The sequence below is a fragment of the Thiohalorhabdus sp. genome (assembly GCF_046545655.1).
Lineage (GTDB): Bacteria > Pseudomonadota > Gammaproteobacteria > Thiohalorhabdales > Thiohalorhabdaceae > Thiohalorhabdus.
The window spans coordinates 14,585-29,729 of the sequence record NZ_JBKGZG010000017.1; the positions used below are offsets into that span (position 1 = coordinate 14,585).

General features: G+C 69.1%; 15 protein-coding genes. 14 read left to right on the forward strand and 1 reads right to left on the reverse strand.

Going from position 1 to position 15,145, the window contains the following annotated elements; genetic code table 11:
* Window positions 1-2 precede the first annotated feature (2 nt).
* The 13 genes from ACLFRB_RS05565 to aat all read left to right on the forward strand — a co-directional run bounded on the left by ACLFRB_RS05565 (window position 3) and on the right by aat (window position 13,009).
* Window positions 3-884, forward strand: coding sequence for a D-amino acid aminotransferase (locus tag ACLFRB_RS05565; protein ID WP_411068014.1), 882 nt, complete (start codon window positions 3-5; stop codon window positions 882-884).
* Complete coding sequence (locus tag ACLFRB_RS05570) at window positions 881-1,156, forward strand: YbeD family protein (protein ID WP_411068015.1); 276 nt, start codon at window positions 881-883, stop codon at window positions 1,154-1,156. Before ACLFRB_RS05565 ends, ACLFRB_RS05570 begins: the two co-directional genes overlap by 4 nt.
* Window positions 1,113-1,805: a lipoyl(octanoyl) transferase LipB gene (gene lipB / locus ACLFRB_RS05575; protein WP_411068016.1), complete on the forward strand. Its 693-nt coding sequence runs from the start codon at window positions 1,113-1,115 to the stop codon at window positions 1,803-1,805. The genes ACLFRB_RS05570 and lipB overlap by 44 nt, the downstream gene beginning before the upstream one ends.
* Window positions 1,806-1,875: 70 nt before the next feature.
* Window positions 1,876-2,784, forward strand: a complete 909-nt coding sequence (gene lipA / locus ACLFRB_RS05580; RefSeq protein WP_411068041.1) for a lipoyl synthase — start codon at window positions 1,876-1,878, stop codon at window positions 2,782-2,784.
* A 107-nt stretch (window positions 2,785-2,891) separates the two neighbouring features.
* Window positions 2,892-3,653 (forward strand): hypothetical protein, encoded by a 762-nt coding sequence (locus ACLFRB_RS05585; RefSeq protein ID WP_411068017.1) that lies wholly within the window; start codon window positions 2,892-2,894, stop codon window positions 3,651-3,653.
* A gap of 142 nt (window positions 3,654-3,795) precedes the next feature.
* The gene (locus tag ACLFRB_RS05590) at window positions 3,796-5,964 is read left to right on the forward strand and encodes an LPS-assembly protein LptD (protein ID WP_411068018.1); all 2,169 of its coding nucleotides are present in this window, start codon (window positions 3,796-3,798) and stop codon (window positions 5,962-5,964) included.
* Window positions 5,965-6,017: 53 nt separating this feature from the next.
* Window positions 6,018-7,349 carry a peptidylprolyl isomerase gene (locus ACLFRB_RS05595; protein WP_411068019.1) on the forward strand — a complete coding sequence of 444 codons (1,332 nt, stop codon included), beginning with the start codon at window positions 6,018-6,020 and terminating at the stop codon, window positions 7,347-7,349.
* Between the two features lie 110 nt (window positions 7,350-7,459).
* On the forward strand, window positions 7,460-7,729 hold the full coding sequence (locus tag ACLFRB_RS05600; RefSeq protein ID WP_411068020.1) for a S4 domain-containing protein: 270 nt from the start codon (window positions 7,460-7,462) through the stop codon (window positions 7,727-7,729).
* Complete coding sequence (pdxA, locus tag ACLFRB_RS05605; protein WP_411068021.1) at window positions 7,726-8,730, forward strand: 4-hydroxythreonine-4-phosphate dehydrogenase PdxA; 1,005 nt, start codon at window positions 7,726-7,728, stop codon at window positions 8,728-8,730. The genes ACLFRB_RS05600 and pdxA overlap by 4 nt, the downstream gene beginning before the upstream one ends.
* Window positions 8,731-8,737: 7 nt before the next feature.
* Window positions 8,738-9,544, forward strand: coding sequence for a 16S rRNA (adenine(1518)-N(6)/adenine(1519)-N(6))-dimethyltransferase RsmA (rsmA, locus tag ACLFRB_RS05610; RefSeq protein WP_411068022.1), 807 nt, complete (start codon window positions 8,738-8,740; stop codon window positions 9,542-9,544).
* Window positions 9,545-9,597: 53 nt separating this feature from the next.
* Window positions 9,598-9,918 (forward strand): ATP-dependent Clp protease adapter ClpS, encoded by a 321-nt coding sequence (gene clpS, locus ACLFRB_RS05615; RefSeq protein WP_411068023.1) that lies wholly within the window; start codon window positions 9,598-9,600, stop codon window positions 9,916-9,918.
* A gap of 6 nt (window positions 9,919-9,924) precedes the next feature.
* Entirely contained in the window at window positions 9,925-12,195 is a 2,271-nt protein-coding gene (gene clpA / locus ACLFRB_RS05620; RefSeq protein WP_411068024.1) for an ATP-dependent Clp protease ATP-binding subunit ClpA, read from the forward strand.
* Window positions 12,196-12,277: 82 nt separating this feature from the next.
* Complete coding sequence (gene aat / locus ACLFRB_RS05625; protein WP_411068025.1) at window positions 12,278-13,009, forward strand: leucyl/phenylalanyl-tRNA--protein transferase; 732 nt, start codon at window positions 12,278-12,280, stop codon at window positions 13,007-13,009.
* A 27-nt stretch (window positions 13,010-13,036) separates the two neighbouring features.
* Here aat and ACLFRB_RS05630 read toward each other — a convergent pair whose 3' ends face one another.
* Window positions 13,037-13,768 (reverse strand): DUF3108 domain-containing protein, encoded by a 732-nt coding sequence (locus ACLFRB_RS05630; protein WP_411068026.1) that lies wholly within the window; start codon window positions 13,766-13,768, stop codon window positions 13,037-13,039.
* Between the two features lie 173 nt (window positions 13,769-13,941).
* Between ACLFRB_RS05630 and ACLFRB_RS05635 the strand changes: the two genes are divergently transcribed.
* A complete protein-coding gene (locus ACLFRB_RS05635) occupies window positions 13,942-15,141 on the forward strand; it encodes a diguanylate cyclase (protein ID WP_411068027.1) in 1,200 nt (399 codons plus the stop codon).
* Window positions 15,142-15,145 lie beyond the last annotated feature (4 nt).

The following is a 15,145-nucleotide window of genomic DNA, read 5'->3' on the forward strand; positions in this document are numbered from 1 at the left end:
CTTTGTCCGAGCCCACATCCATCGCCTATTTGAACGGGACCTTCCTGCCCCTGTCGGAGGCCCGGGTATCCATTCTGGACCGGGGCTTCCAGTTTGCAGACGGCGTTTACGAGGTCATCCCCGTGTATGGCGGCAGGCCCTTTCGCCTGGACGCCCATCTGGCCCGGCTTGAGCGCTCCCTCCGGGAGATCGGCATGGAGCCCCCGATGGCCCGGGACGACCTGGGGGAACAGGTGGAGGAGCTGATCGCGCGCAACGGGGGTCAAGACTGCCAGGCCTACATCCAGGTCACTCGTGGGGAGGCGCCCCGGAACCATCCCTTCCCCGACGCGGTCCATCCCACCATGGTCATGACCTGCACGCCGGTCACCCCGGTGCCCGAGGCGTGGACCCGCGAGGGGGTCTCGGTGATCACGGCCGAGGACATTCGCTGGGCGCGCTGCGACATCAAGTCCATCGCCCTGCTCCCCAACGTGATGATGCGCCAGAAGGCGGCCGAGGCCGGGGCCTTCGAGGCCCTCTGGGTCCACCAGGGGAGGGTCATGGAGGGCGCGGCCTCCAACGTCTTCGCCGTGTTCGGCGGCCGGGCCGTGACCCCGTCCGACGGATCCCGGGTCCTGCCCGGGATCACCCGCGACGTGGTCCTGGAGCTGGCGGCCGAGCAGGATCTACCGGTGGCTTCGGGGGAGATCGCCGCGGCGGACCTGCCGCAGGCCGAGGAGATCTGGATCACCTCCAGCACCAAGGAGGTTTTGCCGGTGTCCCGGCTGGACGGCCAGCCGGTGGGCGCGGGGCGCCCCGGCCCCCTCTTCCGGACCGTGCTGGACGCCTACCGGGCCCGCATCCGGGAGCTGCGGGCCCGAGCCGAGGAGGAACAGCCATGAGCGCGCAATGCCCGCTCGGTGGGGCCCAAGTGGAGTACCCCATCCCCTACACCGTCAAGGCCTTCGGCGCCAACGACGCCGGCTTTCCCGAGCGCGTGCGCCGGGTGGTGGAGCACCACGCCGTCCTGGGCGCGCACGCGGTGCACACCCGGGAGAGCCGCAACGGCCGCTACATCAGTGTCTCCTGCGCCTTCCAGGCCGAGAGCCGCGAGCAGCTGGATGCCATCTATGCCGACCTCCAGTCCGATCCCGACGTCCTCGCCGCCCTCTGAGGACGGAGCGGAGCCCCGGGTCCGCGACCTCGGCCGCCGGGAGTACGAAACGGTCTGGGCGGCCATGCGCGCCTTCACGGCCGAGCGGACGGCCGGCACCCCCGACGAGCTGTGGCTGGTGGAGCACCCGCCCGTGTTCACCCAGGGCCGCAACGGGCGCCCGGAGCACCTGCTGAACATCACCGGCATCCCGGTGGTGGAGACCGACCGGGGCGGCCAGGTCACCTACCACGGCCCCGGCCAGGCGGTGGCCTATCCCCTGCTCGACCTGCGCCGACGCGGCTGGGGAGTGCGCCACTACGTGGCGGCCCTGGAGCAGGCCGTAATCGACCTGCTCGCCGGGTACGGGCTGGCCGGGGTTCGCAAGGAAGGCGCCCCGGGGGTCTACCTGGACCGCCCCGGTCTGCCCAAGGTTGCGGCCATCGGGCTGCGGGTGCGGGGGGGCTGCACGTACCATGGGGTGAGCCTGAACCTTACCAACGACCTTGAGCCGTTCACCATGATCAACCCCTGCGGATACGCCGGCATGGCCGTTACCCGCCTCGCTGACCACGTTCCCGGGCTGGACGCAGGGGCCGCCAGAGGCGCCTTCACGTCCGCCCTTCTCCACCAATTCCATCCATCCCAGGAGTCCGTCCATGGCCGATAGCCGCCGGGACGCCGGGGCCGCCCCCGGGCAGGAGCCCGCGCACCCCCACCCCGGCAAGGGCGAGTACAAGATGCGCAAGGCGCGCTTCGACCGCACCCAGGAGGATCTGGGCCGCAAGCCGCGCTGGCTGCGCGTGCGCTCCCCCTCCGACCCCCGGGTCCAGGAGATCAAGGACATTCTCCGCAACCACGAGCTGCACACCGTCTGCGAGGAGGCCTCCTGCCCCAACCTGGGGGAATGCTTCGGCGGGGGAACGGCCACCTTTATGATTCTGGGCGAGGTGTGCACGCGGCGCTGCTCCTTTTGCGACGTGGCCACGGGGCGGCCGGCGCCGCCGGACCCGCTGGAGCCCGCCCGCCTCGCCGCCGCGGTGGCGGCGATGGGCCTGGACTTCGCCGTGATTACCTCCGTGGACCGGGACGACCTCGCCGACGGGGGTGCGACCCAGTTCGCCGAGGTGATACGCCTGCTACGGGAACAATGCCCGGGCACGGGGGTCGAAGTCCTCACCCCTGATTTTCGGGGCTGCGAGGAGAAAGCGCTGGCCCGCTTGGCGGAGCACCCGCCCACCGTCTTCAACCATAACGTGGAGACGGTGCCGGAGCTTTACTACACGGTGCGCCCCAGCGCCGATTACCACCGCTCCCTGGGCCTGCTGCGCCGCTTCCGCGAGGTTGTTCCGGATGTACCCACCAAATCGGGGCTCATGCTGGGCCTCGGGGAGGAGCTCGACCAAGTACGCCGGGTAATGGTGGATCTGCGCGCCAGTGGGGTGGACATCCTTACCCTGGGCCAATACCTGGCGCCTAGCGGCCACCACCACCCGGTGCGGGCCTACATCCATCCCGACACCTTCAAACGACTGGAGGAGGAGGCCCTGGAGCTCGGCTTTCTTAGCGTCAACGCCGGCCCCCTGGTGCGCTCCTCCTACCACGCGGGAGACCACATTCCCGAGCGGCCCTCGCCGCTTTCCGATTGACAGTCCGCCGCTTTGGCCTGATACGCTGAAGCTCCAACTTTTATAACCGCCTGCGGGCGCCGGGCGCCCGGGCAAACCGCGCGAAGGAAGAGTTCATGGAAAACCGAATGACCGTACCTACCCACCGAGCCAGCCTGCGGGCCATGCTGATCGTAGCCATGACGGGGGCCCTGTTCACGGGATCCGCCGTCGCGCAGATGGGGCAAGAAGGCGGCGCCGGGGCTCCTGGGGAGGGACAACAACAGCCTTCCATGAGCGAGGAGGATCGCCAGGAGCTCCAAAAGGCCCAGGAGCAGGTACAAGAACTCCAGCAGCGGCTCGGCGAGATCCAGCAGGAGGCCCTCGATAACAATCCCGAGCTCCAGGAGCAGCAGGAGGATCTGGAGGCCCTGCTCAAGGAAAAGATGCAGGACGAGGGGACCGCTCCGGACGAAGACCTCGACCGCATGAAGGAGATCCGCGAGGACCTGAACGATAACGAGGACATGGCGGAGGATGAGCGCCGCGAGCTCATGCAGGAATTCCAACAGAAGGCCCAGGGCTTCCAGCAGGCCCAGCAGCAGGCCATGCAAGACTCCGAGGTCCAGGAGGCCCGGGAGGAATTCCGCGATGACCTGCTCGGTGCCATGAAGGAAGAGGACCCCAAGGCGGAGCAGCTCATCAAGGATCTGGAGCAGACCCAGAAGGACTTCCAGGAGATGATGTCCGAGCGCTTCTCCGGCCCCGGTGGCGGCCAGGGTGGCGGCCAGGCCCCGCAAGGTGGCGGTCAGGCTCCGCAGGGCGGCGGTCAGGCTCCGCAGGGCGGCGGTCAGGCCCCGCAGGGTGGCGGCCAGGCCCCGCAGGGCGGCGGCGCTGGCCAGACGGAATAGGTCGGCCTGACAATCAGGCTTTCTTTTGCCGCCCCCGGGCCTTCCCCGGGGGCGGTTTGTTGTGTAATCCTTCAGCCTCTCCAGACACTCCGGGAGATCTCCCAGGTTCTGCCGGCCCCTAGCCCGCCTTTCGCGAGGTCCGATGAAGCGGTCCCCTCAACGGCTCCTTTTCGCCCTCGTCACGCTCCCGCTCATGGCGACCCCGGCCCCGGCCCAAGAGGGCGAGGAAGGTCCGGTCACCATGGAGGCGGACCGCATCTCCCTGGACGGGCCGCAGGTACAGGCGTGCGGCAATGTGCGGGCACGACGGGGGGAAACCCGAATGGCCGGGGACCGCGCAACCTACCGGCGGGATACCGGGTGGGTGGACCTAGAGGGCAACATTCGGGTCCGCGATACCGGCTACGAGGCCACCGCCCCCTCGGCTCGCCTGAACCAGGAGACGGGACTGGGGGAGATCCGGGAGCCACGGCTCCACCTCCTGGACAGCGATGCCTGGATCCTGGGCGAGCGCCTGGAACGCTACGCCCCCGAACGGTTCCGCATGGACAACGCCATGTACACCGCCTGCGCCCCGGACGCCCCGCCCTGGGCCCTGCGCTCCGGCACCATTAACGTGAACCAGGAATCCTCATTCGCCCACCACTGGAACACCCGCCTGGAGCTGGCCGGCTGGCCGGTGCTCTACACCCCTTATTTCGGGCACTACACCGACGAAGAGCGGCACACGGGCTTCCTCTATCCCTCCGTGGAGTTCTCCGGGAGCCGTGGCACGGACATAACGGTGCCCTTCTACTGGAACATTGCCCCCCAGATGGACGCCACGATCGGCCTGCGCAACATGACCGCCCACGGCCTCATGCCGCAGGTGGAGCTCCGCCATCTGGGGGAGGACGTGGAAACCCGCCTGTACGGTGAGCACCTGGCCAACGACAAGGTGACGGGCGACGACCGTTACTACTACGCGGCGGAGCAGCGTGGAACGCTCCCGGGCGAGGTGAGCTATCTGCTGGACGCGGAGCGGGTCAGCGACCCGGAATACCTGTCCCTGTTCGGCCGCGACCTGGACCGAGGCTCCCAGCGCTACCTCCCCTCAGTGCTCTCCCTGTCGCGGAGCTGGGGAAACTTCCGGACCGACGCAAGCTTCTCCTACCTACAGGACCTGCAGGACTTCAACGCCCCCGACACCCTGCAGGAACTGCCCCGGCTGAGCCTGCAGGGCGACCAGCCCCTGTTCGGAACCCTGCCCGGCTACTTGGAGCTGGAGGGCGAGTACGTCAACTTCTATCGGGAGGAGGGCGAACGGTATCACCGCTCCTTCTTGGATCCCTCCTTGAGCCTTCCCCTGGATACCCGCTATGGCTCCATCGAGCCCCGGGCAGGTGTCCACGCCACCGCCTATCGGGGTTCCGGAAGCACCCCCGGAACGGGTGACCGGGACCAGACACGCACGCTGCCCCATTTCAGCCTGCGGGCGGACAGCCGGGTCCACCGCATCTGGAACCTCGACGGCGGGGCCCTTCGCCACTCCATCGAGCCCGAGCTTTTCTACCTCTACATTCCCTATGAGGACCAGGACGAGCTTCCGGTCCTGGACACCAAGGACTCGCCCCTGCGCTTCGACGACCTGTTCGAAATGAACCGCTTCTCCGGCATTGACCGCATCAACGACGCCAACCAGCTCACCACCGCCCTGACCAACCGCGTGGACGCCAAGCGGGGACAGCGGCACTGGGAGGCCGGCCTCTTGCGCCTGGGACAGATCCATTATTTCCAGGATCGCCGGGTCACACTGGATCCGGGGACGGAGCGGGCTACCAGCGCCACCTCCAACTACTTCGCCGAGTTCGGCCTCCGGCCTATCCCGGAGGTCGCCCTCCAGGGGGCCCTGGAGTATGATCCGGACCGGCCGGCCTTCGCCCTGAACCAAATGGACTATTTCCAGTCTCAGCTCACAGCCTCTCACCCGTCCGGCCACCGGTTCAGCGCCCGGTATCTGGCCCGTAACGCCTTTACCGATGGCTCCCCCGAACCCGTCACCGAGGAATACCGGGCCGCCGCCCAGCTGGACCTCGGACCCAGTTGGGACGCTTTCGGCAGCTATCGGTATTCGGCCCTGAACCGGGAACCGTTGGAGCAGGAAATCGGGTTGGACTATCATGCCGGGTGCTGGGGCGTCCGCCTCGCCTACCAGGACCGTCTGTTGCGCCGGAGCGAGGCGGGCGAGCGCGATACCACCGTGTACCTAACGGTCCGCCTGCGGACCCTCGGCGAGTTCGAATTCGGCACCGATCCCAGCGACCTCCGGTAGCCCCTTCACCCATCAGTGACGCCAGCTTGCGGGAGTCCGACCAGTTGCCAACCATGCCAGCGAACCCCGGTTTCCGGATCCGCCGCCTGGGCCGATCCCTGTTCCTGACGCTCGCCCTGGGGGCGACGTTCTGGGCATCCTCCCCCGCTCCGGCCGCCCAGCCCGTGGACCGGATCGTGGCGGTGGTCAACGACGAGGCCATCACCGCCACCGAGCTGGAACAGGCCCTTCAGCAGGCCATTTCCGAACTCCGCCAGCGTATGGGCCCGGGGAACCTACCCCCGCGCCAAGTGCTGCGCCGCCAGATCCTGGACCGCCTGATCATCGACCGGATCCAGCTGCAGCGGGCCCGGGAGCAGGGCATCCAGGTTTCGGCCCAGGAGGTGGACCAAGCCATCGGCCGCGTGGCCCAGCAGAACAACATGGCCCCCGGCCAGTTCCGCCAGGCCCTGCGCAGCCAAGGGATCGACTTCGCCCAATACCGTCAGCAGCTGGAGGAGCAGATCCTGCGCAGCCGCCTCCAGGACCGGGAGGTCCGCTCGAAGGTTCAGGTCACCGACGAGGAGGTGGAGAGCTACCTGGCCCGTCAGGGGCAGGGCGGACCTCAGCGCTACGAGTACCAGCTGCAGCACATCCTGGTGGAAGTTCCGGAGGAGGCCTCCCCGGAGGAAGCGGATCGGCTGCGGGACAAGACCGAGGAGCTCCGGGAGCGCATCCGCGATGGCGAGCAGTTCGGCAAGGTGGCTGCTGCCGAATCGGACGGCCAGAACGCCCTTGAGGGGGGCGAGCTGGGCTGGCTCCAGCCCGGGGAGCTCCCGGCGCCGGTTCTGGCCGAGGTGGAGGCCGTGGAGCCCGGACACCTGTCCCGTGTTGTGCGGACCCCCAGCGGCTTCCACCTGTTCAAGGTCACCGACCGGCGGGAGGTGAAATCCACGGAGGAGAGCCAGGTGAAGGCCCGCCAAATCCTCTTGCACACCGACGCAGGGCGCACCGAGCGAGAGGCCCAGCGTTTGGCGGAGGATCTCCTGGAGCGGGTGCGCACCGGAGAGGCCGACTTCGCGGACCTGGCCCGGCAGTTCTCCGACGGACCCTCGGCCCAGGACGGCGGGGCGCTGGGCTGGATCAGCCGCGGCGAGATGGTGCAGCCCTTCGAGGAGCTGGTATTTTCCCAGGAGCCCGGCACCTACGGCGGGCCCGTGCAGACCCAGGACGGCATCCACATCGTCGAGATCCAGGACAAGAGGGAGAAGACCATCGACCCCGAGGACCGCGAGAAGGCCGCCCAGAACGCCCTGCGCACCCGCAAGACCCGGGAGCGCATGGACCAGTGGCTCCGCCAGCTGCGGGCCCAAGCCTTTGTGGACATCCGCCTCGATGAACAGTAGGCCCGGGCGGGCGACGCACGGCCCGGAGGACGCTCCCGGCGCGACAGGGTTTGCCCAGGCATTCCTGAAAGTCCAGGCGGTTTCCCCCCCACTGGCCGGTTAGGGCCGCCATGCGACTCGACCTGTTCCTGAAGACCACCCGCCTCATCAAGCGCCGCCCGCTCGCCAAGGAGGCGGCGGAGGCCGGCTGCATTACGCGCAACGGCCGCCCGGCCAAGGCCGGCGACGAGGTCAAGGCAGGCGACCGTCTGGTCATCGACCTCGCCAACCGGCATGTTGAAGTGGAGGTCCTTGCCGAACCGCCAAAGCAGGTGCGCAAGGACGAGGTGGACCACTACATCCGCGTCCTTTCCGCCGACGAAGGGGAGGCCGGCGCATGACCGCCCCACCGATGGCCGTCACCCCCGGCGACCCCGCCGGGATCGGTCCGGACCTGGTGCTCCAGACCGCGGCCGACGCCGCCTGGCCGGGCGGGCTGGCCGTCTTCGCCGATCCCGAGGCCCTGGCCCGCCGGGCTCGGGAGCTCGGGCTGGTGGTGAGCCTCCACGAGTGGCGCCCCCGCGAGCCGCTTCCCCGCACCGGCCTCCCCGTGCATCCGGTCCCGTTGGCGCGGCCCGCCGAGCCCGGCCGACCGGATCCGGCCAACGCCCCCGCCACCCTGGCCGCCCTGGACCGGGCGGTAGAGGCGGTCCTGGAAGGCCACTGCCAGGGCCTGGTCACCGGCCCCATCAGCAAGGCCGTGATCAGCGAGGGGACCTCGCGGCCCTTCTCCGGCCACACCGAATACCTGGCCGAACGCGCCGGGGTCTCCCACCCGGTCATGATGCTCGTGGGAGGCAACCTCCGCGTGGCCCTGGTCACCTCCCACCTCCCCCTGCGCGCCGTTCCCGACGCCGTCACCCCGGAGCGGGTGACGCGCACCGTGCGCACCGTGGCCGAGGCGCTGGCTACCGACTTCGCCGTGCTCGAGCCCCACATCCTGGTTACAGGGCTCAATCCCCACGCCGGCGAGGGCGGCCACCTGGGGGACGAGGAGCAGCGGATCATCGGGCCCGCCCTCGACGCGGTGCGCGCCGAGCTGGGGGCCGGCGCCCACGTGGAGGGCCCCGTCCCCGGAGACACCGCCTTCACCCCGCGCTGCCTGCGCGAGGCGGATGCGGTGATCTGCATGTACCACGACCAGGGGCTGGGGCCGCTCAAGCAGCAGGCCTTCGGCGGGGCCGTGAACGTCTCCCTGGGGCTACCTTTCGTGCGCACCTCCGTGGACCACGGCACCGCCTTCGACCTGGCCGGAACCGGCAACGCCGGCGGCGGCAGCTTCCGCGAGGCCATCGCCCTGGCCCGCACCCTGGCGGCCAACCGCGGCCGCGCCGGCGGATAGGCGGGCAATGGAAAGGCACCGCCCCCGCAAGCGCTTCGGCCAGAACTTCCTGCGCGACGGCAACATCGCACGCAAGATCCGCGACAGCCTGGCCCCGGACCCCGCCGACCCCATGGTGGAGATCGGCCCCGGGGAGGGCGCCCTGACCCGGCTGCTGCTGGAGCGGCTGGAGCGCCTCGACGCCATCGAGCTGGACCGCGACCTCATCCCGACCCTGGAGGGCCTGGCCGGAGGCGAGCGGCTGCGCATCCACGCCGCCGACGCCCTGGCCTTCGACTTTCGCGCCCTGGCGGCAGAGCGCGGCGGGCGCCTGCGGGTGGTGGGCAACCTGCCCTACAACATCTCCACCCCGCTGCTCTTCCACCTCCTGGACCAGCGCGAGGCCCTGGCGGACATGCACTTCATGCTGCAGCGCGAGGTGGTCGACCGGCTGGCGGCGGCCCCCGGCACCAAGGCCTACGGCCGCCTGTCCGTGATGACCCAGCTGGACTGCGCCGTTACCTCTTTATTTCGGGTTCCACCGGGTGCATTCTATCCCGTACCGCAGGTGGAATCGGCCGTGGTCCGCCTCCGCCTGCGGCCGGAAGACGCCCCCCGCCCCCGGGACCGGACCCGCTTCGCGGAGGTGGTGACCCGTGCCTTCCAGGCCCGGCGCAAGACCCTGCGCAACGCGCTTCGCGGCCTTTGCGACCCCTCCTACCTTGAAGCGGCGGACATCGATCCCCAACTACGGGCGGAATCGCTCGCGGTGGAGGACTTCATCCGGTTGGCGGACCGCGTCACCGAAGGCGCGGGGTGGCCGGCGGAATCTTGAACCGACCCCATGGTCAAACCGAAGGGTTCCTTGATGCAGGCAGGGAGCAAGCGATGAGCACCGAGGACCCATCGACCCTGACGCATAACCCGGTCGAGCCCGAGGCAGAGGAGGAGGTCGGCAGACCTTCCCTTTACAAGGTGCTCCTACTCAACGACGATTTCACCCCGATGGAGTTCGTGGTGGAGGTTCTGCAACGATTCTTCGGGAAGGACCGCGAAACGGCCACCCGGATCATGTTGCAGGTGCACCATCACGGCAAGGGGGTCTGCGGAGTCTACCCCTACGACATCGCCGAGACCAAAGTGAACCAGGTTGTGGATTACGCCCGCAGCAACGAGCATCCCCTCCAGTGCACGATGGAAAAGGAATAGGCTGCGATGATAAGCGACGAGCTCGAATTCACGCTCAACCGAGCTTTCCAAGAGGCACATAAACGCGGCCACGAGCTGATGACCGTGGAGCATCTCCTGTACGCGCTCCTGGAGAACCCCTCCGCGGCCGAGCTCCTGCGTGCCTGTGCCGTCGAGATCCCCGCACTGGAGCGCAAGCTGGATCAGTTCCTGGACGAGTCCGTCCCCTCGGGCAGCGGCAACCCGGCGGAGACCCGGCCCACCAACGGCTTCCAACGGGTCATCCAGCGCGCGGTGCACCACGCCCAGAGCGCCGGCCTCCGCGAGGTGACCGGCAACCGCGTGCTGGTGGCCATCTTCTCCGAGAAGGACAGCTTCGCTGCCTATTTCCTGCAGCAGGCCGGCCTGACCCGCATGGACGCGGTCAACTACATCAGCCACGGCATCACCAAGACCAAGAGCAGTGAGTCCGAGCAGCAGGAGGAAAGCCAGGCCGAGGAGGGCGAGGAGAAGTCCCGCGGCGGCAGCCCGCTGGAGCGCTTCGCCACCAACCTCAACGAAAAGGCGGCGGCGGGCAAGATCGATCCCGTCATCGGCCGCGACTCGGAGATCTCTCGCACCAGCCAGATCCTGTGCCGCCGGCGCAAGAACAACCCGCTGTTCGTGGGCGAGCCGGGCGTGGGCAAGACCGCCATCGCCGAGGGCCTGGCCCTGAAGATCACCGAGAGCGAGGTTCCGGAGCTGCTCGAGGATGCCGTGGTCTACGCCCTCGACATCGGCGCCCTGCTGGCCGGCACCAAGTACCGGGGCGATTTCGAGGAACGGCTCAAGGCGGTGCTCAAGGCGCTCAAGAAGCAGCCCCACGCCATTCTGTTCATCGACGAGATCCATACAGTGATCGGCGCCGGGGCGGCAAGCGGCGGCACCATGGACGCCTCCAACCTGCTCAAGCCGGCGCTGGCTTCCGGCGAGCTCAAGTGCATCGGCTCCACCACCTACGAGGAGTACCGCAACTACTTCGAGAAGGACCGGGCCCTGTCCCGGCGCTTCCAGAAGATCGACGTGGAGGAGCCCTCCGTCGACGAGACCATCTCCATCCTGGAGGGGCTCAAGGCGCGCTACGAGAAGCACCACCAGGTGCGCTACACCAAGCCGGCGCTGCACGAGGCCGCCGAGCTGTCGCACCGCTACCTGCACGGCCGCTACCTGCCGGACAAGGCCATCGACCTCATCGACGAGGTGGGTGCGGCCATGCGGCTGCGACCCAAGGCCAAGAAGCGCAAGACCGTGGGGCCCAAGGATGTGGAGGAGGTGTTGGCCAAGATGGCGCGCATCCCGTCCAAGAGCGTCTCCCGGGACGACCGCGAGGCCCTCAAGAACCTGGACCGGGACCTCAAGCTGGCGGTGTTCGGCCAGGACGAGGCCATCGAGCAGGTCTCCACGGCCATCAAGCTGTCTCGGTCCGGCCTGCGCGAGCCGGAGAAGCCCATCGGTTCCTTCCTGTTCGCCGGCCCCACCGGCGTGGGCAAGACCGAGGTGAGCCGGCAGCTCGCCTCCACCATGGGCCTGGAGCTGATCCGATTCGACATGAGCGAGTACATGGAGGCGCACACCGTCTCCCGGCTCATCGGCGCGCCTCCGGGCTACGTGGGCTTCGACCAGGGCGGCCTGCTCACCGAGGCGGTGAACCGCAATCCCCACTCGGTGGTGCTGCTCGACGAGATCGAGAAGGCCCATCCGGACCTGTACAACGTCCTGCTGCAGATCATGGACTACGGCAAGCTCACGGATAACAACGGCCGCCAGGCCGACTTCCGCAACGTGGTGCTGATCATGACCACCAACGCGGGCGCCGAGGCCATGAGCAAAAAGTCGGTGGGCTTCATCGAATCCTCCACCGAGAGCGCCGGCGCGGACGCCATCAACCGCACCTTCTCCCCGGAGTTCCGCAACCGGCTGGATGCCACGGTGTTTTTCCAGCCGCTGGCCCGCGAGGTGGTCGCCCAGGTGGTGGACAAGTTCGTCAGCCAGCTGGAGCAGCAGCTCTCCGAGCAGGGCGTGGAGATCGAGGTGGACGAGGCCGCCCGCAACTGGCTGGCCGAGCGGGGCTACGATCCCGCCATGGGCGCCCGTCCCATGGGCCGGGTGATCCAGGAGCAGATCAAGAAGCCCCTGGCCGACGAGCTCCTCTTCGGCAAGCTGGCCGACGGCGGCAAGGTCGTTGTGAGCCTGGAAGGTGACGAGCTCACCTTCTCCTTCCCCCAGACCCCCGAGGCTACGGAGCCTATGGAGGCCTAGGGCCACCGGCCAGGCAAGGGCGGACCCCGGGGGGCCCGCCCTTTTCGTCACCGGGCCTACCCTTCAGCCGAGGGAGGGAGCCGTGTACCTCCTGGACCCCAACGCACCCTTCCCCACCTTCCCCGACCCGCGGCACGCCTCGAGCCCCGAGGGCATCGTCGCCATCGGCGGGGACCTGGGCGTGGACCGCCTGATCCAGGCCTACCGGCAGGGCATCTTCCCCTGGTACAACGAGTACGAGCCCATCCTGTGGTGGAGCCCGGACCCCCGGCTGGTGCTTTACCCGGAACGGCTGCACGTCAGCCGCAGCCTCCGCAAGGCCCTCCGCCGCGGCGACCTGACCTTTACCTTCGACCGGGACTTCTCCGGGGTAGTGCGGGGCTGCGCGGAGCCGCGGGGCACCACCCCGGAATCCGCGGGAACCTGGCTGAACGGGGAGATGATCGCCGCCTACGAGCGCCTCCACGCGCACGGCTTGGCCCACTCCACCGAGGCCTGGGACCGGGAAGGGCGGCTGGTGGCCGGCCTGTACGGCGTGGCGCTGGGCCGCGCCTTCTTCGGCGAGTCCATGTTCACCCGGGTGACGGACGCCTCCAAGATGGCCTTCGTCCATACGGTGGAAGCGCTTCGGGAGGCCGGCTACCGGCTCGTGGACTGCCAAGTATACTCCGACCACCTGGCCCAGTTCGGCGCCCGGGAGATTGCCCGGAACCGGTTCCTCGCCGAGCTCGACCGCTGCCTGGCCGGCCCCGAGCCCGCCGGCCCGTGGCCCCATCCCGGCGAGCCCGTGCGGGCTACCCCGGGAGGCCCATAGCTCCCGCCCGAACCGGGCGCCCCGGGCTCAGCGACAGGGCGCCGAACCTCCCTGACCCGGCTCCCGCTCCACGGCCGTCAGCCGGGCGGTAACCGCCCCGATGCCGATCCGGGACTCCATGCGCACCGGCAGATGGCGCCGATCGTCGGTGAACCAGACCCACAGCCCGCCTTCTCGAGCGAAGACGCCGTCCGTCTCCAGGCGTGGGCGGACCTTCACCGTAGGCGTATCCTCGCCGAGCACGGTATCCAGCCGCTCCCGATCCACCACCTCCACCGTCAGCTCGTAACCGCGACCGTCGTCGAACACCGGGATGCGGAGCCGCTCCCCCACCTCGAGGCTCCGGGCGCGCGTGGCGTACAGGGCGGTCACCACATCCATGGTGTCCGGGTCCACGGGGAAGTAGTCGGTTCGGCCCGATTCCAGATCCTCCGTGTAGGCCACCCCCCGTTGGGCGAAGCGCGCCCTTCGGGTCTCCCGCTCCCCTCCCTCCCGGCGCCGCACCTGGTAGCTAAGGGCCCGCACGCCTCCGCCGGTCAGCCGGGTCCGTGCCGTGATGCGGTCGCGCACCTTGTAGACACCGTCCACGAGCGCGTTGGTGCAGGCCTCGATGCGGAGCTCCGCCTGACCAGCATTGGCTGGCCGGGCCTGGATGACCGCCCGCCCGGCGGGGACCTGCCCCCACTCCACCCGGAATTGCAAGTGCTCGTAGTCCCCGTCCCAGCCGTATCCAGTGGCCGACGCCGGGCCGTACGGCACCAGTCCGACGAGCCCAAGGACCAGGCTGGTGGACCACAGGGGTCGCGCAAAAACCCTAATTGCTTTACGGTTGAACAGCTGTGGACCTGCGAGGCACCCGGCGCGCCGTGCGCGCAACCGTCCTTGTGCGGACCCCATGGTATACGTCCCCCCCAACGCGGAAAGAGCGCCCTATGTCCCAGCCCCCTTCCCCGGAGCGGACCAGCCGCATCCCGGACTTGGTGCGCAGCTTCCGGCTGGAGGACCTGCTGACCGCCCGTCAGCATTCCAGGGACTTCACCTTCTACCGCTCCGATTACCTCCTGGTGCGGGTGAAATTGTTCGCTCTACTGTTCGGCGTGGCAACCCCCCTCTGGCTGCCCGTGGACATGTGGCTGCTGCCGTCGGAGAGCCTGGCGGCCATGGGCGGGCTGCGGGCCCTGACCGGCTCCCTCTTCCTGCTGCTGGCCCTGGTCGGCACACGCCGACGTAGCCTCGCCCGTGCCCGGGTGGCTCTGGCGGCCCTGATCGCCATCCCCGCCCTGTTCTACCTCGCCTCCCGCGTCATCCTGGGGGAGGAAGCCATGGAAGGGGCCTTGGTGGGCTACACCTTCCTGCCCTTCGTGCTGCTGGCGGGTAGCGCCCTCTTCCCTCTCACCTTCCTGGAGGGCGGAGGGATCATCGCGGTGGTGTACCTGTCCGTTCTCGCGGTGGGCTGGCAGGCCGGCACCCTGTTCACGCTCCCCTTTCTCGGCACCCTGTGGCTTCTGGTGCTCCTTTCGGGCATCGCCCTGTGGGCCCAGTCGGCCCAGCTGCACATGCTCCTGGGCCTCTACCGCCAGGCCACCCGGGACCCGCTGACGGGCCTGTTCAACCGTCGGGCCCTGTTCCGCCAAGGCGAGGCGGAGCTGGCGCGGGCCCGGCGCCACGGGAGCCCGGTCTCCCTGCTGCTCCTGGACATCGACCGCTTCAAGCGCATCAACGACCACTGGGGGCACCGGGTGGGGGACGCCGTGCTCCACCACCTCGGAAGCATTCTGGAGCGCGAGAGCCGGGCCGAGGACCTGCTGGGGCGCTACGGCGGCGAGGAGTTCGTGGTGCTGGCCATGGGCGCCGACACCGAGGGCGCCACGGCCCTGGCGGAACGGATCCGCCGGGCGGTGGTGGAAAGCCCCGCTCCCACGTCCGAAGGCGACCTGCCCTACTCGGTGAGCATCGGCGTAGGCACCGGTTGGGCGGAAGAGCCCCTGGAGGACCTGCTCCACCGGGCCGACGAGGCCCTGCTACAGGCCAAGGAGGCCGGACGGGATCGGGTGGTGGCCCGTGCGGAGGTCCCCGCCTCCCCCGCCACCGGATGGGCCGCCCACCTTTCCCCTTCCGAAGGGAACGGTTAGCCTA